This window comes from Chitinophaga sedimenti, assembly GCF_023156195.1.
Classification (GTDB): domain Bacteria; phylum Bacteroidota; class Bacteroidia; order Chitinophagales; family Chitinophagaceae; genus Chitinophaga; species Chitinophaga sedimenti.
The window spans coordinates 1,136,908-1,162,155 of sequence record NZ_JAKUKA010000001.1 but is presented as its reverse complement, the minus strand read 5'-3'; the positions used below and the strand labels follow the sequence as shown (position 1 = coordinate 1,162,155).

General features: G+C 52.1%; 13 protein-coding genes and 1 pseudogene. All 14 read right to left on the bottom strand.

Annotation, left to right across the window (positions count from 1 at the left end; translation table 11 throughout):
• Positions 1-64: 64 nt before the first annotated feature.
• Complete coding sequence (locus tag MKQ70_RS06670) at positions 65-292, bottom strand: T9SS type B sorting domain-containing protein (RefSeq protein ID WP_248069400.1); 228 nt, start codon at positions 290-292, stop codon at positions 65-67.
• Positions 289-1,392 carry a Calx-beta domain-containing protein gene (locus tag MKQ70_RS06665; RefSeq protein WP_248069399.1) on the bottom strand — a complete coding sequence of 368 codons (1,104 nt, stop codon included), beginning with the start codon at positions 1,390-1,392 and terminating at the stop codon, positions 289-291. Before MKQ70_RS06665 ends, MKQ70_RS06670 begins: the two co-directional genes overlap by 4 nt.
• The gene (locus MKQ70_RS06660) at positions 1,353-7,202 is read right to left on the bottom strand and encodes a Calx-beta domain-containing protein (RefSeq protein WP_248069398.1); all 5,850 of its coding nucleotides are present in this window, start codon (positions 7,200-7,202) and stop codon (positions 1,353-1,355) included. The genes MKQ70_RS06665 and MKQ70_RS06660 overlap by 40 nt, the downstream gene beginning before the upstream one ends.
• 146 nt (positions 7,203-7,348) lie before the next feature.
• A complete protein-coding gene (locus MKQ70_RS06655) occupies positions 7,349-7,909 on the bottom strand; it encodes a hypothetical protein (RefSeq protein ID WP_248069397.1) in 561 nt (186 codons plus the stop codon).
• A 44-nt stretch (positions 7,910-7,953) separates the two neighbouring features.
• The gene (locus MKQ70_RS06650; RefSeq protein ID WP_248069395.1) at positions 7,954-9,174 is read right to left on the bottom strand and encodes a hypothetical protein; all 1,221 of its coding nucleotides are present in this window, start codon (positions 9,172-9,174) and stop codon (positions 7,954-7,956) included.
• A complete protein-coding gene (locus MKQ70_RS06645; protein WP_248069393.1) occupies positions 9,120-10,472 on the bottom strand; it encodes a hypothetical protein in 1,353 nt (450 codons plus the stop codon). Before MKQ70_RS06645 ends, MKQ70_RS06650 begins: the two co-directional genes overlap by 55 nt.
• Before the next feature lie 530 nt (positions 10,473-11,002).
• Entirely contained in the window at positions 11,003-13,195 is a 2,193-nt protein-coding gene (locus MKQ70_RS06640; RefSeq protein WP_248069391.1) for a S9 family peptidase, read from the bottom strand.
• A complete protein-coding gene (locus tag MKQ70_RS06635; protein ID WP_248069389.1) occupies positions 13,176-14,264 on the bottom strand; it encodes a thioredoxin family protein in 1,089 nt (362 codons plus the stop codon). Before MKQ70_RS06635 ends, MKQ70_RS06640 begins: the two co-directional genes overlap by 20 nt.
• A 15-nt stretch (positions 14,265-14,279) precedes the next feature.
• Positions 14,280-16,505, bottom strand: coding sequence for a DUF5117 and DUF5118 domain-containing protein (locus MKQ70_RS06630; protein WP_248069387.1), 2,226 nt, complete (start codon positions 16,503-16,505; stop codon positions 14,280-14,282).
• A gap of 29 nt (positions 16,506-16,534) precedes the next feature.
• Entirely contained in the window at positions 16,535-18,331 is a 1,797-nt protein-coding gene (locus tag MKQ70_RS06625; RefSeq protein WP_504908037.1) for a zinc-dependent metalloprotease, read from the bottom strand.
• 31 nt (positions 18,332-18,362) lie between these two features.
• Positions 18,363-18,908, bottom strand: a pseudogene (locus tag MKQ70_RS06620) (DUF5117 domain-containing protein); the annotation flags it as partial.
• A 154-nt stretch (positions 18,909-19,062) separates the two neighbouring features.
• Complete coding sequence (locus MKQ70_RS06615) at positions 19,063-20,001, bottom strand: hypothetical protein (protein ID WP_248069385.1); 939 nt, start codon at positions 19,999-20,001, stop codon at positions 19,063-19,065.
• Positions 20,002-20,012: 11 nt separating this feature from the next.
• The gene (locus MKQ70_RS06610) at positions 20,013-21,542 is read right to left on the bottom strand and encodes a RagB/SusD family nutrient uptake outer membrane protein (protein WP_248069383.1); all 1,530 of its coding nucleotides are present in this window, start codon (positions 21,540-21,542) and stop codon (positions 20,013-20,015) included.
• A gap of 112 nt (positions 21,543-21,654) precedes the next feature.
• Entirely contained in the window at positions 21,655-25,143 is a 3,489-nt protein-coding gene (locus MKQ70_RS06605) for a SusC/RagA family TonB-linked outer membrane protein (protein WP_248069381.1), read from the bottom strand.
• Positions 25,144-25,248 lie beyond the last annotated feature (105 nt).

Here is a 25,248-nt window from a genome sequence, read left to right as displayed (position 1 = left end):
AGATAATTTTAGCGTACGATTAATACCCATCCTTTGTATGCTTTAACACTCCCATCTGTTTTCTTCACTTCCGGATGTAGTAGTACGTGCTTTCCGCGAGGCCCGAACCGTTCCAGTCGTTCCGGTAATCGTTGGAGCGGTATACCTGGCTGCCCCAGCGGTTAAACACCTGCAGTTTGGCGCCCTGGTATTTGTCGAGCCCACCAATGATAAACCGTTCGTTCTTGCCATCCCCGTTCGGTGTGAACGTGTTCGGGAACAGCAGGTCGGAGCCTTCCACCAGTAAATTCATGCTGGCTTTATTATCGGCAGGATCTGTATCGGTATTCGTGCTGGCTGCTTCTGCCGTGAGTACCATCGCACCCCGTCTGTAAGCCTGTAGGTTACTTCCAGCTGCGCGGTGGCGCCGGCTGCCATATCCCCGATCGTCCAGTCGATACGCAAGTCCGTGGCATTGAAGCTGGTCTGGCCGATGCTTGCTACCGTACGGGCAGGCTGGCCGAGTTGCGACGCGAGGAAGTCGGCTACGGTTACACCGGCAGACACGCCTGTTCCGATGTTGGTTACCGTTACGCGGTAAGTAATATCCTGTCCCAGGCGGTACGGCCCGATAGCCGGCGATACCATCTGTTTGGTGATCATGAGGTTGCCGGTATGCGCATCGTCGCTGGTAATGGTCACGATAGCTTCGTTGTTCGTATCGGGTGTCCAGCTGAAGTTCGCGGCAGTACCACCGGTGATGGTGAATACTACTGTTTCCGGATCTTCCACTTCGTCGTCGTTCAGCACATTCACGGGAACGATTACACTGCTGGCGCCCGCAGGGATCGTAATGATACCGCTGATAGCCTGGTAATCAGCATCCGGCGTAGCTGATCCACCGATCGTATATTGAACGGTAATGGCCTCGCTGGTCAGTTTACCACCGGCGATACTGATCGTAAACCCACCGTTGGTGGCTGGTTCCGCTGCAGCAGGCTGCGTAGCGGTTACGCCCAGTTTCAGATTAACTGCATCATCATCTGAAATATTTACAGTAGCACTGTTTGCCGCGCCGATCGTAAAGGCGCCGATCGCAGCGCTGCTGTTGGTCAGCGTCACGGTAACTGTTTCCAATTGTTCGATCAGTTCATCATTCAATACCGTTACGGGGATGGTCACACTATTGCCCATGGCGGGAATCACCGCAGTACCGGAGAGGGCCGTGTAATCCGTACCCGCGGTGGCAGTGCCGGCCACGGTGTAGGTTACGGTTACATCCTGCGATAACAGTGTGCCTGCGGGCAGACTGATGATAAAGCTGCCGTTGGTGGAGGGTTCTGCCGCATGAGCGCCGTTGGTGATGCTCAATATCATATTAATAGGATCGGCATCGTCATCGGCAATATCCATCGCTGCTTTTTATCCGGGCCAGGCGCGAAGGCCAGGCTGGTAGATAATCCACCGGTGATTTCGAGGGTCAGCGTTTCTGATCCTTCGATGAGTTTGTCGTCCAGGATATTTACCATCACATCCACATTGTTGCTTCCCGCAGGGATCACGGCGATGCCGGTAAGACTGCTGTAATCTTCATCCGCAGTAGCAGTGCCGCCAACCGCGTACGACACGGTGATGTCTTCGGTGGCTGTGATGCCCGCTGGCAATGCAACGGTAAAGCTGCCGGGTACATCCGGTTCTGCCGCTGCAATATTGACCGCGGCATTCAACACGAGGTTGGCCGGCACATTGTCGTCGTCCGCAATGTTTACAGTAACGCTGCCTGTAGCGGTAAAAGCGAAGTTGGTGCTGGTACCTCCGTTAAGCGCCAGGATCACCGTTTCGGTTGTTTCGATCACCTGGTCGTCGATCACGGATACCGGTACCATAACACTGTTTTCGCCGGCAGGGATGATCACTGTACCCGACAGGGCTGCGTAATCCACGTCCGGGGAAGCGTTGCCCGCAACATTGTAAGTCACTGTAACGCTCTCCGCGGCAGTAACACCCGCCGGCAGCGCGATGCTCACACGGCCCGCGGTCGAAGGTTCGGCAGCATCATTGAGTTTGGTGATCGTGAGGACCAGGTTAGCCGCTGTATTGTCATTGTCTGCAATGTTTACCGTGGCGCTACCCGTACCGCTGAAGGTAAAATTGGCGCTGCTGCCTCCGTTCAGTGTTACAATCACCGTTTCTACGGCTTCAATGATCGTGTCATCCAGCACATCCACGGGAATAGTGGCACTGTTTTGTCCGGCAGGGATAACAACCGTACCGCTGAGCGCCGTGTAGTCAGCATTGCGGGTAGCGGTGCCGCTCACTGCGTAATGTACGGTGATGTCTTCCGAAGAAATCACGCCCGCAGGCAAGCTGATCTCAAAGCCGCCATTGGTCGCAGGTTCCGCACCATCCGCTGTTTTGCTGATGGCAAGTGTAAGGCTGCCGGCGCTTTCATCGTCTGTTATATTTACCGTGGCGCTGCCTGTACCGGTGAAGGTAAAGCTGGTGCTGCTGCCCCCGTTAAGGGTAGCGACCACAGTTTCTGTTTGTTCTACCAGTTGGTCGTCAATCACTGTTACGGGAATGCTAACCGAGCTTTGCCCGGCAGGGATTACCGCGGTACCGGAAAGTACCGTGTAGTCCGTGCCTGCTGTTGCCGTACCGGTTACTGTGTACGCTACGGTCACATCTTCCATGATCGTGATACCAGCAGGCAGGTCGATGCTGAAACTGCCATTGGTAAGAGGTTCCGCGGCATCGGTGGTGTTGCTGATCGTCAGCGCCAGGTTAGCCGGCACACTGCTTTCATCGTCCGCGATGTTCACGGTGGCATTGCCTGTACCGGTGAAAGTAAAGCTGGTGCTGGCTCCGCCATTGATTGTCAGGATCACTGTTTCAGCGGGTTCCACTACCTGATCGTCGATAACGGTTACAGGAATGTTTACGCCGCTTTGTCCCGCAGGGACCACCACGGAACCGGTAAGCGCGGTATAATCCGTGCCGGCGGTTGCGGTACCGGTAACCGCATAATTCACGGTTACATCTTCGGCTACCGTTTTACCTGTTGGCAGCGAGAGGCGGAACATGCCATTGGTGGCGGGTTCTGCCGCGTCAGTTACATTGACGATGGTCAGGGCCAGGTTAGCGGCCGTGTTGTCATTGTCGATGATAAGCGTGGTGGCTTCGTTGGCAGTTAGGTGGATCGTCCAGCTGAAACCATTGGAGGTAGCGCCTGTCAGCGTAAGAATGATCGATTCATCCGTTTCAATGATATCGTCGTCTGTTGCCGGGGTGCTTACCACCACGCTGTTCTGCCCGGCCGGAATCACCGCAGTACCGCTTAACAAAGTATAGTCGGCGCCGTTAGTCGCCGTACCACCAATGGTGTAGGTAACTGTTATGGCTTCCGGTGTAAGAATGTTCATGGGGAGGCTGATCGTAAAGCTGCTCACGTCCGCCGTTCCTTCTGTGGCATTTGTGCCTGCCGCAATACCGATCACGGTATTAGCCGCTGTATTTTCATCGTCTGTGATGTTGACGATCGCACTGCTGCTGCCGCTTGCAGGCGTCAGGTTCAGGCTGCCGGCCGTACCGCCGGTGATCGCCAGGATCACGGTTTCTGTATTTTCTATCAGCTGATCATCGCTTACTGTTACAGGAACGGTGATGCTGTTTTGTCCCGCAGGAATAGTCAACGTTGCAGGCAATGCCACGTAATCGCTGCCAGGGGTGGCCGTACCGCTCACGGTGTAGTTCACCGTAATATCGATGGCCGCTGTTACGCCCGTGGGCAGACTGATCGTGAACTCGCCATTGGTGGCAGGTTCTGCCGCATTGCCGCTATTCGTTACCGCCAGTTGCAGTTTAGCCGGATCAGTGTCGTCGTCTGTGATATTCATGGACACTTCGGTAGTGGCAGGATCAACGGTATAAATGAAACCGTTGGCATCTGTGCTGTTTCCCATGCGCATAGACAGCACCTCTGTGCCTTCAATGATCTGGTCGTCGATCACCGGTACCGGGATGGTCACGCTGTTGCGGTTGGCAGGCAGCGTAGTGCCGGAGATCGTGTAATCTGTGTTACGGGTGGCCGTACCTACCATGCTATAATTAAGCGTGATCGGTGTGGATGAAGTGTAACCCGCAGGCAGACTTACCGTATAAACGCCACCAGTAGCCGGTTCGGTGCCATCCGTCGTTTTTACAACGGTCAGTACACGGTTGCCGGCGGCCTGGTCGTCATCCGCGATATTGATGGTGACCTGGTTGTTCGTCGCATCTGCCGGGAAGATATATGCAGGTGCTGCGCCCGCGATGGCGCTGCCGGACAACAGGGTGAATATCGCGGTCTCCACCGGCTCGATAATCTTATCGTCCAGTATATTAAGTGCTACGGTAACGCTATTCGTATTCGCCGGGATCACGATCGTGCCCAACGCTTCGTAATCGAGTCCTGATACTGCCGTACCAGATAATGCATAACCGACAGTGACAGGCCATGCAGCAGTTGCCGAACCCGCCAGTTTAACGGTAAAGGAGCCTGGTGTTGAAGGCTCTGATGCGTTAACAACGCCGCCGATCACTTCGATAGGTGTGCTGTTAGACGCGTTCGCATCGATGACATTTACCGTAGCGCTGTTGCTCGCGGGATCCACCACGAAGGGATAGCTGGCCGAAGCCGCACCGATAAGTGTGAGCAACACCTCCTCCGGTCCTTCCACGACGCCATCATCCACTGCGTTCACATTGATCAGTACCTCGTTCGCCCCGGCGGGTATCACGATATTACCACCGGTTAGTCCCGTTAATGTATAATCGGTGCCGCTGATCGCAGAACCGCCCAGGCTAAAGCTGACGGTGATATCCTGCGAGCTGGTTACGCCCGGTTTCAGCGAAATACGGTACTGGCCCTGTACGCCGCCTTCTACGGCATCGGATACTTTCGTGAGCAATACTACATTACTGTTTCCTGCAAAATCATCATCCGCAATATCTACCGTCGCGGCGTTTTGCGTGATGCTGATGGTATAAGTGAGATTAGCGGCGGAAGCGCTATTAAGCGATAAGCCCACTGTTTCTGTACTTTCAATTTCAGTATCGTCGATCACATTCACGGGCAGATCAATACCATTTGAACCGGCCGGGATCACTGCCGTGGCGGGGAGCACCACATAATCGGCGCCGGGTGTGGCCGTGCCGCTTACCGTGTAGGCCACGGTAATATTTTCAGACGCTATGATGCCGGTCGGTAACCCGATATGAAAGGCGCCCGATGCAGCGGGTTCAGCCGCATCTGTTTTCTTCGTGATGCTGATCACACGATTCGCTGCGATGTTGTCATCATCCGCAATGTTCACGGTGCCGCTGCCGCCAGTAGTGGCCGGCGTAAAGTTGAAGGAAGCGGACGAACTGTTCTGCAGGGTAATAACCACCGTTTCCGTCAATTCCACCAATGCATCATCGATCACCAGGATCGGGATGGTCACGCTGTTTTGTCCGGCCGGTATTGTTACAACGCCGCTCAGGGCAGTGTAGTCTACACCACTCAAAGCGGTACCTGTTACCGCATAGTTTACGTTGATGGCTTCTGTTACGGTTACGCCGGCAGGCAGACCGATGGTAAAGCTGCCATTGGAGGAAGGCTCTGCCGCGTTCTGGATATTGGATACCAACAGCGTGCGGTTAGCGGCTGTATTGTCATTATCCGCGATGTTCACGGTAGCACTGGCGGTACCGGTGAAAGCGCCGATGCTGGCGGTAGTACCGCCTGTCAGTGTCAATATAACCGTCTCGTTACCCTCAATGATCTGGTCATTTATCGTGGTCACCGTCACATCCACGCCGGATAGTCCCGCAGGGATGACTATACTGCCGCCCAGGGTCGTGTAGTCCGTACCATTGGTGGCGGTACCGCTAATGGTATAAGTAACGGTGATATCTTCTGAGGTATTTACACCGGCGGGCAGACTGATACGGAATTTGCCCGCTGCGCCGCCTTCTACAGCGTTACCCGCGTTGGCGACGCTCAGCGTGCGTTTTGCAGGGGTGTTTTCATCATCTGTAATATTAACAGTGGCATTATTATCGGTCGGACTCAGCGTATAGGTGTATTTAACACCTGTCGCGCTGTTCAGGGTCACGATCACGGTTTCGGTGATTTCCACGAGCGCATCGTCTGTAACCGTCACCGGCAGATTAACGCCGTTTTGTCCGGCCGGGATCGTAGCGGTACCGCTCAGTGCCGCGTAATCGGCCATGCCGGCCGTACCGGTTACGGTGTAATTGATCGTGATGTTTTCCTCCGCCAGTACGCCGGAAGGTAACCGTAGCGCGAAGCTGCCATTGGTAGTAGGTTCTGCGGCATCAGCGGTTTTGGTGAGGGAAAGTACCCGTTTGTCGGCTGTAAATCCATCCACCGTTACGATGGCGGTTTTAGCGGCATCGCAGCCCTGCGGACTCGTTACGGTATAAGTGACGGTGGCGGTACCCGGTGCAACGCCCGATACTACGCCGGTGTTGCTCACCGAGGCGATGGCGGTGTTGCTGCTGCTCCATACGCCACCTGCGGTCGTGCTCGTCAATGCAGTCGTGCTGCCCTGGAATACGCTCAGCGTACCGGTGATATCGGCCACCACAGGCACGGCATTTACTGTAATCGTAGCATCCTGGCTTGCGCTGCAGCCGTTGCTGTTAGTAATGGTATAAGTAATGGTCACGCTACCGGGCGTCACACCTGTTACCACACCCGTGGTGCTGACAGTAGCCACTGCCGCATCACTGGTGCTCCATACGCCGCCGGTGGTGGCGCTGCTCAGCGTGGTGGTGCGGCCTGTACATACAGCAGTGGTGCCTGTAAGCGCCGCTACCGGCACATCGCTGCGGGTGATGATCACATTATCTGTGCGCGAACAACCGTCAGGATAACTTACCGTTACGCTGTACGTACCGGGATCTGTGATGGTCAGTGTTTCCAGCGTGCTGCCATCATTCCAGGTAAAAGAAGCAAGCGGCGAGGCGAAGAAACCATCTGTTTTAATAGTATATGGGAAAGCGTCCGGACAAAGCAACAGGTCGGGGCCCAGACCAAGAATCGGCGTGGAGCCGTTGTAGGGGGCTATGTCCCAATTCATATTGTTTCCCAGGTTCTCGGAATGCTCCAATGCCTTAAAAGGCGTAACACCGGCGGCGGTGATGATGCCGCGGAGCCTTACGTAGTCGAACTCCACATCGCCGGTTGTTTTGGTGATAGTGGCGGTACCGGTGCTGCTGGTAATCTCTGTGAGGTTACAGGGAGTACCGCTTCCGTACCATTCTTTTGTAACGGTGTTATTGGTACCCGCCGTTAGCGTATAAGTTTTTCCGGGAGCGAAAATCAGTGTATCGATGGTATTATCACCCGTGATTGCCCCCTGCCTTTGAACTCAAGGCGGCGGATCGTGTTGTTGGAGCCGACAGATATTGCCGAAGCGCCGGATGGATTGCTGAACAGCAGGCTGTTTACCGTTGTGCTGAACACATATGCATCGCTGGCTGTACCACCGCTGGCATCCACCACGTCGTACGCCCCGCCGTTTACGAGGAAACGACGTGCTTTCAGCACAGAATTGGCAGCCAGCAGTGTTTTGTTCGCTGCCATATAGCGCCATGCGCCGGTAATGGTGGCGCCGGTAATGTTCATCGTGAGGGGACTGGCCGAAGAGCCATCGTCCATACCATTCAGGTTTACCGTACGGCCACTCATATTAACACCGCCGCTGCGTGGAAATATGTATGCTAACGAATTATTGAAATCATCCTGCAAAGTAACCGTATAACCCGTTGGCTTCATGATGTAGAACTGCGTGAGGCCGGTACTGGGTCCGTTGGATGTAATGGAAACATTGGAAGGCCCGACAAAATTCATGGCGGCATCTATCCTTACGCCGGGGCTCAATACGAGGCTACCCCAGATTTCGAGGTCGAGGGTAACCGGCTTAGTCAGCGTTGGATTGAAGGTCGCGCCTGTCCAGTCATGTTACGGCAATATGCCTGTGTGTTATTGATCGTTACCGCATTGCTGCCGCTGGAGAAGCTGTTTGCATCGAAAAACACATCGTTGGATACACCGGGAACGCAAGCGCCACCCGCACCGCCACTACTGTTACTCCAATGTGCCGGATCGCTCCAGTCGCCCGAACCACCAACCCAATAGCGTGCGCCCACACCGGAGGCTGTGATATCAAAACCTGTATTGCCACTTGCATCGGCGCCAGATACCGTTACCGGCAAGCCGCTACCTGCGGCGGTCATGTTCAGGAGATAAATATTATTCAGATCGCGGGTAGCTGCCGGACCGAAGTTGATCGTTGCCGAGGTGCCCTCCACTCCTCTCAGTTCACCAAGTGCGTTACAATCCGGCGTACTGAAGCGGAACAGGCCGTTCACCGTTTGTGTATTCCTGATCGTGTACGGCTTGGATGGCGCCAGCAATAAGTTAGTAATAGTGTTGTTGCCGCGTATTTCCGCACCTGACTTAAATTCCAGCGTACCAACCGTATTATTGCCAATCAGACCGATCAGGTTATTGGCTGGGGCGGTGTTCGTAAACACCAGTTCCCCAAAGGTGGCATTTTGAATGCTGGCTTCATTTACAGAGGTTGTACAATAAACTTTCGGATAAGTGAGGCCATTTACCGTAAAGGCTCTCGAGGTAATAAAGGAGCCGGCGGCGTTGTTTACCCAGGTTACATTGGTAGCGCCGACATTCCAGAACACAACATTAATCGTTGCGTTACTGATATCCATAATACGCCCAACACCGCTGGTACTATTAAAGAGGTTCATGTTGATGTTACGGCCGGACATGTTCAATTGTCCCCTTGCGTGCACAAAATTGAGCCCGGGAAAATTGATGTTATCCGTAAGTGTCATTCCTCCCGCCGTATTCTCTTTATTAACCGTGAGGCTGAGCGTACCATTGCTGCAACCATTGGTCGTTAACGTATTTACTTCCGTACCTCTGGCTGTTACGCTGCCGTTGATCGTCATGGTAGGATCCAGGGAGATGGAGCCCCATACTTCGAGCTGCATTCCTGCGGTCATATTGACGATCGGCGCACCGGTTACACTTGTCCAGGTCATATTATGACACCAGGAATTACCACTCAGCGATACCGTGTTATTGCCTGCGGTAAATCCACTGTTGGCGTCGAACACCACATCATCCCCGGTAAAGGCACACAGGCACCGCCTGTGCCGCCGCTTGCACTGCTCCAGTGCGACTTATCGTTCCAGTCCCCGGCGCCGCCTACCCAATAGAGGGTGGTGCCGGAAGGTCGTGGTAAAAAGTTCCAGCCAACGTTACTGCCACCGTCTGCCCCTACCACGGTAATGGGGGTAACAGCACCGGTAGCGGTCAATGTTTTAACATAAACATTGCGTAAATCCACTACGGCGCCGGTAGCAAATGCCAGTTTCGCATTCGCGTCCGCGCCGGTAAGCTGGCCAAGTCCTTCGCAGTCCGGCGTATTCAGCTGCATACGCGTATTAATCGTATTGGTGCCATGGAAAATATATCCTTTTCCAGGCGCGAGTATCAGTTGATTAATCACACTGCCCCCGGTAGCAATACGGCCACCACCCATAAACTCCAGCCGGTCTACGGTATTGCCTCCCCCGATCCTTACACTTCCTGTTGGCGTAGCCGGATTGCTGAAAGTCAGCTCACCGAACGTACTGGTAGTAATGATCATGAGGTCGGACGTACCGGTAATTTCCACTTTCGGAAAAGTATATCGATCTGACTGAAAAACTGCAGCCTTTATGGAAGACCCGGTGGCGTTCAGCGTACCATTGGCGCCCCTGTAGTCCCGTGAGTTGCCGATAATTAACGTGGCATTACTGATATCCGCACTTCTTGTTGAAGTGGAACTGCTGCCATTAAAGAGGTTTAATGCATGCGTATTACCGGATAGGTTTACATGTCCGGTTGTAAGCACAATGTTCACATTCAATGCCTCAGGTGCGCCGTCCAGTAAAGTAAGAGATCCACCGGGTTTATTTACGTTCACTGCATTTACAGCGTTAGCAACCACGTACTTGCCGGCACCATTCATCTTTAACGTGGCGTTTCCTGTTCCCGCGAAAAGAATATTCCTGATATCGTATCGCATGGCGCCCGAAAGCTCCATATTGCCGTACACATTTAACTGGTAGGTCACCGCAATATTTCTGAATATCGCGTTGGTGGTAACGCCCGCCCACGAGATGTTCCGCACATAGGCGTGACCGGTAGTCGGCATCGTAACAATGGTGTTGTTAAGAAGACCGCTGTTGCCATCAAAGTAAACGTCGTCGTTAAGCCCGGGTACGATGGACTTGTTGCCAGGCCCGCCGGACGAGGAAGCCCAGTGACTGAGATCGGACCAGCTGCCGGCGCCGCCGACCCAGTAATAATCATCTGCATGCACGCCCGATGCAGAAAGCAATACGATAAGAATCAGGATTAGTCTTTTCATTTCTGTCGTTGTAAGAGGACAATAAGAATCAAGGCCGTCCGGCAGGCAGACAGCGAGGTATCTAAGGGTGTTAATGGTATCTAATGAGGAACGTAAATTTCTCTACATCGGAAATGGCTTTATGTTTGTTACGGTCTTTAAGGTTATGATTATACTTATGCTTAATGGTATAGTCCTTTCTTTACACAGGAATGGATGTCTACTACTAGGCTTCTATTTATGCTACTGCTATGGACCCGACAATACTCTTGGGGTAAAAGTAGTGATTAGCTGTTAATTCTATATGAAGAAAAAGAAAGAGAGATAAAAATCTACAGTATGTAAGTGAAAACAAAACGCCCTGCAAAACCCTTCACTGTAAAGGATTACAACAGAATGAAAGGCATCCTAACAGCGCACTCCTGTAGGAATAAAACTACAAACATCAACACAATTACTTAACTACAACTACAAGGAATGTAGTAATACAACTACATAAAAAGCGGAGCACTAACGTGCTCCGCTTTTTTATACATTAGTTTAAATATCGCTTACAAGTACTGTTTAAAATAGCTTCTCAACCGCTGCTGATAGTAACTTTTATATGGCCCTTCATAACTGTGGCTCTGTCCCGGCAACACCAGCATGTCGAACGGCTTGTCGGCCAGTATGAGCGCATTTACCATACGGTAAGTATTACCCGGGTGTACGTTCGCATCCACCTCCCCTGTTACCAGCAACAGGCGGCCTTTTAGTCCACGGGCCAGATCCTGGTTCAACTTTACCTGGAAACGGAAGCTGGAATCAATACCCTGGTAGGTTTCGCCCCAGGTACGGTTGTATATCCGGTTGTCGTGGTTACCGGAAGAGGCTACCGCTACTTTATAAAAATCGGGATAAGTGCAGATCGCGGCTACGGCCATCATGCCACCACCAGAATGCCCGAAAATGCCTACCCGGCTCGTGTCTATGAAAGAATACCGCGCAGCCAGTTGTCGCAGGCCGGCAATATCATCTTCGAGCGCATAGTCGCGCAGGTTATCATAACCGTAGGCATAGTAGGCCTTGGAGCGATAAGGAGATCCACCCCGGTGCCCCATACACACCACTACGAAGTCGTTTTGCGCCAGCGAAGTGTTGTTGTAACGGTCCAGTACCGTAAACTCCGACCATACTGTTTCCGTCTGCGGACCAGGATATACCTGCGAGATAACGGGGTATTTGCGGGTAGCATCGAAGTTGAAAGGTTTCCACATCAACCCGTAAATATCGGTAACCCCATCTGCCGCTTTTATTTTGAACATCTCGGGATGTTTCCAGCCATAGCGATAAAGGCGGCTGACATCCGGCACCCATACGTCCATGATCACCTTACCTTCAGTGGAGCGCGCCACAACACGGGGCGGCATGTCGATGCGGGAATAAGTATCCACCATGTACTTTCCTCCGGGACCAATAAACACGTTGTGCGTGGCATTTTCAGGTGTCAGCAGGCGCAGGTCCTTACCGGAGAAACGTACACTGTATACAAATGCGTAATAAGGGTTTACACCCGGCTGTTGCCCGTAGCCATAGAAGTACAGCTTACGGTTAACCGTATCGATCTTTGCGATTTTACCGGCTGTCCATTCACCGCCGGTGATTGCCTGTTTCAGCTGTCCGTTACCGTCGTAGAGATAATAGTGGCCCCAGCCGCTGCGGTCAGACCACCACACGATGTCTTTCCCATCATTAAGCACATGTACTTTAAACAGGTCTTCATTGATGAAAGGTTTGCTTACTTCATGCACCAACACCTTTACTTCCGCTGTTGCCGGATCTACCGTGCATAATTCGATCTCATCGCGGGTACGTTTCTTCCGCAGGAAGAAGATGCGGCTTCCCGCGTGGACCACTTCCACCTCTTGGTCTTTCCAGCGTTCGATGTTAACGCGTTGCAATGCTTTGCGGGCGGTGTCGCCTACAAACAGTTCGAACTGCTTTACATGTTTATCGCCGGGCAGCTCGTACTTGTACGTTTCCAGCCGCGGCCGCGGCATAGTTAACGTGTGCACGACAGACATGGTGCCCACTTCGCGACGGTCTTCGCGCACGACATAAAAACTTGATGTTCCTTTTATCCAGTTGGCTTCAGACTGGGAATCCCGTATGCTGGAAGTATCGTCATCATTAATATGGAAAGAATAATACAACGCAGCGTCGCGGCTCAGCTGGTACTCCGCACTGTCTGCACATCTTCTTAAATAGAGATTATGCGCACGCGAATACAACTGCCACTGTTTATCGGGAGATAGGCCTGTACGCCAGTCGCCACGCTTTACCGTCTTAGGCGGAGATGCCACCAACCGGCCCGACAGGAACTCATACACATACCGGTCCCCCTTATAGCTTACACCAACGCCGCCTTCATTACCAACACCGGTTCCTTCAACTTTGATCAGCGCCGTATCTATCGTCGTGCGGAGTAGCTTCTTCAGCAACACGGCGATTTCATGACGGTCCGACATATTCCGGCGGATCTTCGCCGCCGGATCGATGTAGTAATAATTCCTGTCCGTACTGTCCGATGCCGCGAACCAGAACTTGTCCTGCTTATCCACGAAAAAAGGTACAATGCCCATGGAACCGATCTGCTTCAGCAAGTTAGGCGCATCGAAATGCCGGGCCGGATCTTCCTGCTGGGCAAACCCATAATGTGACAGCAACAATACCACCAGCAGTAACCTACAGCAGCGACTTAACATGGCGGAGGAGGTTAGGATTTTTAGAATGCTCCGCCACTGCTTCCATGATCGCTCTCCATTCCGGAACCGATTTGCCGCGGTAGTGAGGATAAAGACTAAAGAAATCGAAAGTGATATCCATGTTCTTGCTGTCAAATTTCGCGATGTTGCCGGCCATGAGGTGTAACACCTTCACCGTATCCTTTTCACAGGCAGCCTGCGCCATGTCCATCATCACCAGCAGATCTTTTTTATCCGGTGTTTTCGTGCCACTGATCTGTTTGCGATAGCGAACAAAATCGGCTGCGTCGTAAGGAATACTTTTCTGGTACCAGCCGCGGAACGTATAACCGGTCAGTTTGCGAAATACGGCGGATATCTTTTCATCTACCACCTTTTTACCCTGTACGGCGGCGAAGTCGCGCCAATGCTCCACGAGGTAATTAAAATTTTCGCTGTGCATATCGGATAGTTCACGGGAGTAGATGTTTTCCCCGAACATGAACCAGTTTTCCTTTGCGGCGCGCTGTTTCGGCGTAAGCATATTAAAATACTCGCGTTCCAGTTCCTGCGCGCGTTTCACCTCTTTCATCTTCAGGGCTTCCCAGATGTAATCGCGCATCAGTTCGTGCGAGCGGTCGCCTTCGTTGTAACGCTTCAACATGCTGGCAATGCGGTTGGCAGGATTCATGCCTTCCCGAACTTTCGCCAGGAAAGGCGCGGCTTCCATGCCACCTACAAATTTGTATACCAGTTTACCGTCGCCATCCAGCAACAGGAAAGTAGGGTATGCGCCAACGGCGTACTGCTTGCGCATATCCGGCCCCTCTCCTTTCTCCATATCCATTTTCAGGTTGATAAAATTCGTGTTGAAGAAATCGGCTACGCTGTCCTGCGTAAATACCGATTTTGACATGTATTTACAAGGGCCACACCATTCTGTGTAGCAGTCTACGAACACCATTTTCTTTTCCGCTTTCGCCATGGCCATTACTGCCGGTACATCGTTATGTGCAAAAGCTATTTCCCGGTTTTGCGCCAGGCCGTTTATGGCATGAAGCAGCAATAAACCTGCTATTAATCTTTTCATATGTTGCTTACACTTTTATCTTGTTAAAAACTCCTTGTCCACGCTCATCTTCATCAGGCGGTACGTTTCGCGGCTCAGCAGGTCGGTGTGTTCTTCTCCGAGTTGCGCCAGCTTCTGCGCGGTCGTAGTCAGGTAATAATGCAGCAGCACGTTGCCGTCACCAAGACCGTTACTGATGTTCGCCTTATAGGCGGCCTGCGCCAGGTTGTACATGAACGTAAGTTGCGTGGTTCTTTCACCGGCCGTGAGCGCGCGCTTTTTATCGAAGGACTTAAATACCGTTTTATCAATGAACGCGAAAATCTCTGTTGCGCCGATGCCGTCCGGCTGGGCGGCGGCGGCGAGTACTTCCACACTTGCCAGCCTGTTCAGCGCTGTTTCCTGCAATTGCTGTATCCAGCCGTCCACATCAATCACCCGGCCGCTGGGTGTTACTTTCTCCGTCATCCAGGCAGGTGCGCCATTGAAAACATAAGCGGATAAAAACTGCAGGGCTTTCCTTTGCTGCGCTACGGGAGTTACGACGCGGCCTGTTTTACGATCGGCCATACCGCCGATCTGGGACAAAACATCGGTAACATATTTGTAGTATTCCCGCTGCACTGCGCCGTATAACGAGCCATTTGCATTGAACAGGTTCTCGCTGCCGTCCAATTGCAGAGACGCTGCTTTCAGTTGGGGATACAGGTGTTCGAGATTCCTGATCCCGAGTATGGCCGCCTCCGTCAGATCGTTTGAAAGATCGTACTGACGCGTAAACGGATCGGTTTTACCCTCGGGCAGCCACACATATGATGGCTTAGGCGCCGTACCATATGCCCACTTAATGGCAGCGATATCATCTTCGCCGATATGCGGCATGAGTAATGATACAGGCACCTGGTCCTGCGGTTGCGCCAGATAGTTAAAGTTCAGCTCGTCCATAATTGAAGCGCTGATGCTGTGCTTTTTCAGTGAAGCGGCATCGCGCAGTGCTGCCGGCGTATACCGTGTACTGGCGGCAGGATTTTCTTTCAGCCCCAATACCTGTCCCATGGTACGGGTTACCTGCCAGCGAAGGATCTCACCCGTTACCTCACGACTTTTAATATCTTTCACGATACGCGGATCGGTAGCGCCGCATTGTACGAAGTAACGCAGCATCAGCTCTTCCACACTATTAGACATGAGGTTGATGCGGGCCATCATGATTTCCCCGGTTTCGGGATTATCTACCGTGGAGTTCAACACCCCGGCATAGGCATTTCCCCAGTTGATCACAATTTTGCCTGGCGCCAGCTGCAGGTCGTTTCCTACCGTTACTTCCAGCACGTCCTGGTAACCAGCAGCCTGGAACGCTTCGTTCCAGGCCAGTACACCTGCTTTTATATAACTGCGGTAGAATTCCGGTGTCAGCGGATCAATCACCACGCTGATCGCTTTTACAGGTGCAACCAGGCCCTTTTTCTGTTTCCCCGGACGAACATCCCATTTGCGGATAAACTCCGATTTACGGGCCGTATAGGCCACTTTCCCGTAGTCTGTAAAACTGAAGGTTTCGAAACCGCTGGCTTCGGGGGCTATCTTACGGGGCATTTTTTTGTCGGGCAGTTCGCTGAACAACATTTCTATCTCGTAACTGTTGTTATGCGCCTTTTTAGGAGCGCCGGTATTTCCCATGTAATCTGTCTGCGAGCGCTCAACGACAAACCGCACGCCGTTATTTTCCGGGGAGATGCGCTGCACGTAGAAACGCTGCGGATCGGGATGGCTCAGGAAACTGAGGTCATTGAAGGCGAACCAGTCGCCCGCATCCGTGATCTGGCGGGTAACATCGATGATGTAACTGTTCTTTTCCTTACCCAGTGCTTCGATCCGGTAGCCGTAGTTCACCGGCGCTTTCGCTGATTTTTTGATCACCTGTTCTATATCTCCGTTCGCATCACCGGACGCACCCTCGCTGAATATAGGACGGGTTACGTCGAGGTAATCATTAATGCCTTTGCTGAAACGGATAATGCCCGACGACTTCGCGATCGCAGACGCATTGCCCCGCCGTACATATCCCATTACCAGGATATCCTTATCCAGGCTGGTGGCAGGAATTTCCATGTAGTAACTTTTCCCGCGCTGGTATACAGGAAAATCGCCGTTGATGGTTTTGGTTTCCTTCGTAAAAAACTTATCGAACGGCATCGGTCCCTTTGCCGCATCCTGCGCCGAAGCGCTCATAACTGCGACACAGGCCGCTATTGTCAACATCCTTCTATACATCGTTATTGGTGTTATCATTATTTATTGGCCAATAAACCCTGGCCGGTACCGGTTTCCCAAATAGTAATCATATCGGCCATTGACTGCAGGTGCGCTTTGGTGAGCACATCTTTTGCCAGCGGCATGCCTGCTTTACAGCCCGCCTGAACTTTTCCGATCAATATGAGCAACTGCACCGACACATCCTTACTAAAACCGGCTTTAGAGGCGGCATTGGATATCATGCTGGCGAGCAGCGTGCGTTGCAGTAAACGGTCGAACTCATTCACGGGTTGCCCTTTTGCGAGTTTACCGTATACGGAACTGTATATCCGGTCGAACAGCGTGCTGGCATGGTAGCCCTTGTCCCCTGCCACTACTTCGTTTTGCAGGATGCGGGAGTAAGCCATGAAAAACTTAGACAGTGCTACCGCAAACGGTTCCGCGCCGTCGCGGTCGAATATGAACCCGGCTTTGTCCGTGATCTTTGGAGGGAACAACCATTCAGGGTAATGCATAATATATTGCTCAAGGAAGGCTACAGCTTCCTCCTGTTTGGCTTTACTTACCGGGATAAAGGCAGGCATGTTCTCCGACGGCAGGGCGTCTTCGTTATTATAGCGCCCTCCCAGCGTGCGCAATGCATGGTTCAAGTAGTTGTGATAGCGGCCCAGCATACTGCGGTATTGCTGTCCATAATAGATATCATCGGCCTTCATGGCGGTCATCCATTCATCGAAATGCAACATAGCGGTACGCAGGTTCTTCATGCCCAGTTCACCCGCTTTAGCCGCGTTGCTGCCTACATCTTCCGACTGAAAGCGGGGATCGTGCAGGTCGGTTTCTTTACCGAAGATCAGGCGCTCATCTTTTCGCTTTGCGCTTACCCAGCGTTCCAGGGAATCGGCTTCCGCCTTGGGCGATTTAAACTCCGGCCAATAACGATATCCCCATTCGATGGCGAAGAAGTCGTATACGCCGAGGTTGGGTAATAACAGCTCCACGGGCATTTTATCTTCCGGCTGTACTACATAGTTAAAACGCATGTAGTCCATTACCGATGCGCCGAAGCCGTTCGCTTTCACAAAAGCCGGGTTACGGATACTGTCTACATCATAAGTAGAACTGCCGGCGAAGTTATGGCGCAGGCCGAGTGCGTGCCCCACTTCATGGGTGATCACGTTCTTTACCAGCCGGCCCATTACGTCGCGGCTGAGCGGGAACTGCCGGGCAGCGGGATCGTTGGTGGCGCACATCGCAAAGTACCAACGCTGGATAAGGTCCATGATATTATGGAACACCGCTACCCGTGAACTGATGATCTCACCGGAGCGCGGGTCACATACCGACGGTCCATAGGCATTAGGGATAGGTGATGCTTTGTAAGAGATATAGGAAAAACGGACGTCTTCGAGGGAATAGGTAGTATCGTCGGCAGGTGGCTCCGGAAGCGCAGTGATCGCGTTTTTAAAACCGGCCTTTTCAAAGGCCCGGCGCCATTCATTTACACCATCGATAAAATATGGCACCAGGTAACCCGGTGTATTCCTGTCGATATAAAAAATGATCGGTTTCACCGGCTCCACTAATTCACCGCGCAGGTAACGCGGCATATCTTCCGGTTTGGGTTGCAGGTCCCAGCGGGTAGCCAGTTGCACCCAACGCGGATTTTCCGGGTAGTGGTCCAGGTCCTGCACACTTTTGGTGAAGTAACCGACCCTTGGGTCCATGAAGCGCTGCTTCATCGGCGTTTCGGGCAATAATATCCGTGAAGCGCCAACCTCCCACACCGTGGCATCGCTGGGCTTTTTCGGCGGAGCGGATGCCCCGGGCATCCCCACCAGGGGCTGCGGGCGGCGGTGTACCGGGACTATAACTCTTGACAGAACGAAAGTTGATATTGCCCGGGAAACAGGTAACACTTTTTACGAACGATTTGTCTGATTGCAGTTCCCCGATCCCCAGTTCATCTTTGGCGCCGCGGAGTGAAAACAGGTCTACATCGCCTTTAAAAGCTTCGGTGAAGTCGATCAATGATGCATGTTCATCCCGCGCCTTTATGTCAAACGACTGTATCACCGGCAATAAGGACGACACGGTTGCGCGGTAGAAAGTAGTGCTTGTGTCACGCGCGTTCCGGAACTGTGGCTGCACCAGTGTTAAACGGTCGCCCGCGGCGCGCTGGAAGCGAAATACAGATTCGTATACCGCATCACCTGAATAACCGAAGCGTTTGTCCGTTCTCCGTTCGCGCTGAGCGGAACCCTGTACGATCGTAATGGCTGCCAGGATATCGCGTCCTTCTATCGAATCGGGCACTTCCATCAGGTAACGGCCATCCTGTACGTAGATGTTGCACATTCCCTGGTACCGCTGCGCGCCCGGTTTAATGTAAGTCCGGAGCGAAGGCATGCCCGCATCCTGGGCCTGCACGAGTGCAGACACAGGAGCGAGAATGGCGGTCAGTAAAAAATTGCGTAATATGCTCATGTTCTCAATTTCCGTTATAGCAAAGCATGGCCTGTATGCAGCATAAACTGCATATTCATCTGCTTATAAAATGTAATTACCGGGCGATGGCGGCGTTGCCGATCATCTGCAGGTCTACGTTGTAATTCGTGATAAAATAATTGCGTACCAGGTTGTAACGTTGCCTGATCTTTCCATTCGTATCTTTTGTGGCGTTCAGGATACCTACGTAGGAACGTGTGGTATTGGGCGCGCTGGTATTTAACACAGATTCCGGGTAACCGGTCATCGCAAGGATATACTGTTCCCAGTCCGACTGTGCATTAGATGCGTAATAATCGGTAATGGAACCGGCCGCGTAAGCCGCTGCCTGCGTGGTAAACGCCGTTGCATAACTGGTGATTTTTGTAAAATCGGCGGTGGCTGCAATGGGCTTGCGGGCAAAAATGCTTTGCATGAAAATCGTATTCGTTTTCCAGATAAAGATGCCGGAATCCTGCGGTGTCATTGTAAGCACCTTCGCATTACCAAAGTTCACGTTGATCGCATCGTAGTTAAACCAGGCCGCCACCGATTTTTCCAGCTTTATGCTGGTAATGGGCACGGTGGTAAAATCATACCCGAGATATACAGAATCCACCGCAGAACAAAGCAGTACTTTACCGGGCAGGAACTCTTTCAAAAACTTATCGGAATAAAACCGGAACCAAAGGCGATTCATCACCTGCAGTTGCGCGGGTACATACGTTTCCTCGGCCGGTTTTACGAGGAAGCCCGAGCTCCAGCGTTTGTTAATGGTATCGTATGCAGCATTCTTCCATCCTGCCGGTGTCCAGTAAGAATCGCGGTTAGAGAATTTATACAGCAGGTAACTGCCGTACTTATCGTAATAACTTTTGATCGTTGCATCGAAATCATGGTTTCCCTGCGGCAGCGTATAAGCGCCACTTTCGCCCGAGGCCGTCAGTGTTTCTTCTTTCGTGCAGGCAATGGCCAGCAAAGTGACAGCAGCAAGGATATATATTTTCAGTTTCATGTTGTACGGTGTTAGCGGGGATTAGGAACAAGATTGTTGTTACGGCTGATCACGGAGATCGGGATGGGCAGCGCGTACAGCGGGCTGTTCGCCGCCAGTGTAAACACGGTGCTGGTACCTTCCGCATCGATGAAGTTATGCGTTACCGACAGGCCCAGGCGTTTAATATCAGCCCAACGAGAACCTTCTTCCAGGCTCATTTCACGGCGGCGTTCATCGGTGCAGAATTTAAGCAATGCATCCGCATCCGTAAAAGACACCGGCGTGTAAGCCGCCGTGCGGGTATCGTAACGGCTCAGGCGCAAGGTGTTCAGGTCATTAATCGCTGCTACACGGTCTGCGTCCTGCGCTGATTTTTTAAATCTCCTTGCATAGGCCTCTGCACGGGTAATATATACTTCGCCCGTACGAATACCTTTGTCGCCTGCATTCGCATTCAGCCCGATCTTCAGGCTGCGGGAAGGAAATTCCGCGCCGCTCACGAAATACTTCTGGAAGTTGAGCGCATAACGCAGGTCGCCCTTGTTATCGGTGCCGTTGCCCTTCTCGTACATATTGCGCAATTCGTCTGATACCGCATAGGGTGCATGAAGATTGGTATAGGTACCCGTAACCGGCATAAAACTGGCGTTGTTTTTTGAGTTGAATCCATACTGCCACAGCACTTCCGAACTCGTGGTCTGATCGTAAATACCCGCTGGGTTCAGGCTGGTGTTGGAAACCACGTACGCTTTCATCAGGGTCAGTGTCGGTCTTGCTTCAATTACTTTACTTGCATATTCGATCACCTTGTCCATATCCGTATCCAGCCCGCGATAAAGATAAAAGCGCGCTAACAGGGCGTAAGCGGCGATCTCGCTGAGACGGTAAGGCGTTGGCGCGGTGTAATTCGCTTTGATCAGTGCGGCGCCTTCCACCATATCTTTTTCGATCTGGTCAAAAGTTGCCTGCAATGTATGGCGGCCTACGTGTTCATCACTTACCTGCATGGAGAGGATCAGCGGAACACCCATAGCCGTAGCGGGTTGTACGCCGGCGCCATTGTATGGCAGGCAATATAACTGCGCCAGCTTCAGATAGTAAAAGCCACGTAATACCATCGCCTGTCCGCGCAATGCGTCTTTCGCCTGGTCGGTGCCCTTTACTTTTTCTGCGTAATCGATCACGATGTTGCAGCCTTTAATGCGGCTATAGAAGTTTTTCCAGGCATTCAGCGCAGTGGAAGCAGTGCCGGTGCTACCATCCAGTTCCAGCGGATCGAAGCTGAATACGCCACGGCCGTTTTCGTAAAAGCTGGCGTAGGTCGTATTAATGGTCCCGTTCGTATTCCGCGGCATGCCGTAGCTTTTCACGTCGTCGGTCAGCATATCTGAGAACAGGTCCAGGGGTGCGCTATAGGGATACGCATCGCTGATCATAAAGGCATATAAATCTTCGGTGGAAGAAGGCCGGATCTCGTCCGGACTTGTTTCCTCCAGGAACTTTTTACAGGAAGATGCCAGCAGGCAAACCGGCAACAGTAATATCCATATCTTTTTCATTGTTGATCTTCGTTTAGTGGTTAGAAACTGGCGGCGAGTGACAAGGTGTACGTTTTGGTACGCGGCTGCTGGCCGGTAGCCACTTCCGGATCTCTTCCCCGGTAATCTTTACTCACGATCGAGAACAGTTGTGAAACCCGCCGTTGATAGAGATGTTCTGGCACTTCACTTTACGCGCCAGTACTTCCGGCATGCTATAACCGAGCGACAAATTATTACATTGCAGCGAAGACGCATTTACGACCCGGGTAGTGCTGTAGTTGTACATTTCGTACACCTGCGTGTAGGTACGTTTGTCGGGCAGCAGGAATGACGGCACAGTGTAATCGGGCAGTCCCGGGTACATGGCCGTTTTATTATCCGGCGTCCACCTGTTTACCAGTTCGGCCGACAGGTTCTCGTATTCGGTTGGCAGCTTACCGGTAGAGGTGTTATACACCGGCAGCAGGAATCGCTTGCCGCCTACCTGCAGGTTGAGGCTGGTGCCTAAAGAAAAACGTTTGTAGCGGAACGTCATGCTCAGTCCACCGGTGAAATCCGGGTCCAGTTTACCCATGTAACGCATGTAAGACGTAGGATCGTTCAGTGAATCGCCCTTCTGCTTTACCACGGTATTAAACATCGGGTAACCGTTTACACTATTAATGCCGGTATAATCAAATGCCCAGAAGCCGGTAACGGGATAACCTGTTTTATAATAGTTACCACCCACCGCAGTTTTCCAGTTGATCTGCTGCGTGCCGGTGCGGCGGATTTCGTTAAAGTTTTTGGCGCTGTTCACCCCAACGTTCCAGGTAAAGTCGCGGGTGCGGATGGGTGTAAAGCTGGCGCTGATCTCGATACCGCGGTTCACCATATTGCCACCATTTACCGGCATGGTTTCCACCCCATATTCCACCGGTACATTCAGGTTGCTGATCAGGTCGCGACCTTTTTTCATGTAGTAGTCTACACTCGTTTGCACTTTACCGTGGAACAGGCTCAGGTTAATACCAAAGTTCGCAGAGGTATTCTTTTCCCAGCGCAGATCCGCATAAGGCAGTTTGCTGAGGGTGAGCATGTCTTCGCCGGTAAACTGGTCTACGATGTTCGCGGCAGCGCCCGTCGGGATACGCACGATCAGCTCGGGGCTTACATTGGCCACGATGTTACGCTGGTAACCGAAGCTGGCGCGGAAGCTGAGGTCTGCCAACCAGTTGCTGCGATCGAACCACTTTTCATTCGCGGCATTCCAGCGCACACCACCAGCCCATACCGGGTTAAATTTCTCCCCGGTGTACTGTCCGAAGCGGTTGGAGGCGTCGGAACGTACGCTTGCATTGAGGACGTATCGGTTGTCGTATACATAGTTCACGGTACCATACAGGCCCATGTTGTTTACGAGGCGGTCGGTGTTCTTCCTTGTTGCCTGCATTTCTGTGTACAGGGTATTGGGCGTTTTAGCCGCCGTGTACGTCAGCGGCACAGTAGCGAACGATTTGCCGCGGTTGTGCAGGTAGCCGTAAGTAGTAGCGGTGGCGCCGGTCGTCCTGCTGCTGCTTGCCTCCTGCCCTACCATGACGGTGAGTGCATGTTTTTTTGCAATCACTTTGGAGTATGAGAGACTGTTACGCCAGTTCCAGGCGCCTACCGTGTTACGTTCTTCATTCAGTTCACCACCCACGGGCAGGCGGCTATTGATATACACGGCATCCGTAGGCTTGGCGGCGCCGTATTCGAAGTTGCGCAGTTTCGCGATGTAAGACGTGCGCTCGGTAGCATAGGAATAACCATCTACCACCGTGGTATTGTAACCGAACATGGTCTGAAAACGCAGTCCGGGTAATATATCATAGTTCACATCAATGCTGGTGTTGGCTGCCAGCGTGTTGTTGCGCAAACCGGCATTATCCCTTTCGTTGAGGAAGTTGTAACGGAAACCATTATCGCCGTTGTAATAAGCCAGCTGACCGGCGGCATCGTATGCTTCCAGGGCGCGGTTGATTTTTGCGGCGTAGTTGTAGGGGTTCACGAGGTAAAAACCATCCACCGTTTTCCTGGACCCGGATAAACGCATAGACACATTTAACTTGCTGGTGAGCCGGGAGGTGATGCTCACATTACCCGTATATCCTTTACTATCGTTACCGATCGCCGTACCATTGGTGGAGTTATAACCAAACGACGCGTAATAACGCGTATTGGCATTACCGCCCGATATGCTCAGGTTATGATTCATGCTGACAGGGTTGCGGAACATTAAATCGAACCAGTCGGTATTCACCGTTTCCATGCGGGCAACCTTCTGTTCAAACTCTTCCGCGGTAATTCTTTTATTAAGATAGTCGGACAATGCACCGGCATAACCTACGCTATTATTCAGACTATTGGTCACTAACCCGCGTTGATAAATTTCTTTTGATACGGCTACCCTTTGCTGTGAATTCATCATCTCCAGGCGATCGTAATTCACCTTTTCGGTAATGCTTGTATTCACGGAATAGCTGATCGTGGCAGGTCCAACTTTTCCCTTTTTTGTGTTGATGACGATTACCCCGTTTGCCGCTCTCACACCATAGATGGCAGTGGCGGATGCATCTTTTAATACGGTGATATCCTCAATATCGTTCGGGTTCAGCCAGCCGATAGAAGTACCCACGAAGTCGCGGATATAATCGAAATTATCGGAAGTAATTTCCCCCAGCGCGCTGAGCGTGGCAGCCTTAAATGGCAGCGGATCTTCCCGGATAATACCATCTACCACCCACACTGGTTCCTGTGTACCCAGCAACGTAGAAGTGCCACGCACCCTGGTTTTCTGACGGGTGCCTGTTAACCCGGAATTGCTGGTAATTACCACGCCGGGCAGTTTACCCTGCAAGGCCTGTTCTATCGTATTAATACCGTTCAGGTACAACTCTTCTGCTTTAATGGAACTTACCGCGCCCGCCACGCTCGACTTCTTCAACGTCTGGTAGCCTGTTACCACCGTTTCACCAAGCGAGGTTACATAAATCTGCAGCATCACGGTCAGTTCTCCGCTGGCCATTTTAGTAATCTGGCCGCCGGCGTTGCTGGCCGACTGCCCCGTGGTCATGGCAACTACTTTGCTCACGTGAATTTCCATTTTGGAATACCCTACATAGCTGAACTCCAGTATATCACCCGGATCCGCACTGATCGTAAAGCGGCCTTCCGTATCGGTAAACACCGTTTGCTTTTTTCCTTTTACAGATACGGTGGCGCCGGCGAGCAGCGAGCCCACATTGTTCATGATCACACCGCGCACGGGCCCCTTTTCCTGCGTCAGTACCGGGAACATCGTTTTGGCGATAGCCGTTACCACGATGGTGTTGCCCGTAATCTGGTAGGAAAATGGTTGCTTGTCCAACAGCGCCGTCAGCGCATCGGAGAGGCTTGCACCTTTCAATTGTACACTTACCGGTTGTGCAGTTTTGAGTTCTGCATCGTCATAAAAAAACACGTACCCGGTTTGCTTTTTAATCGCGTCAAAAGCCTGTTCCAGCTTTACGGATTTTGCGCTGTAATTCACGACTTGTGCCTTTGTTGCAGCGCTGAGGTGCAGGAATGCGCCCAATAATAAGATCGTTGTTAGCTTCATGACTAACATTATTTTGGTTGATAACGACGGCCATCGCTTCCCGCTGTTGGGAAACTGGCCGCAAAACGCCTGAATTTGCATACTTTTGCAGTGTTAAGGTTGATA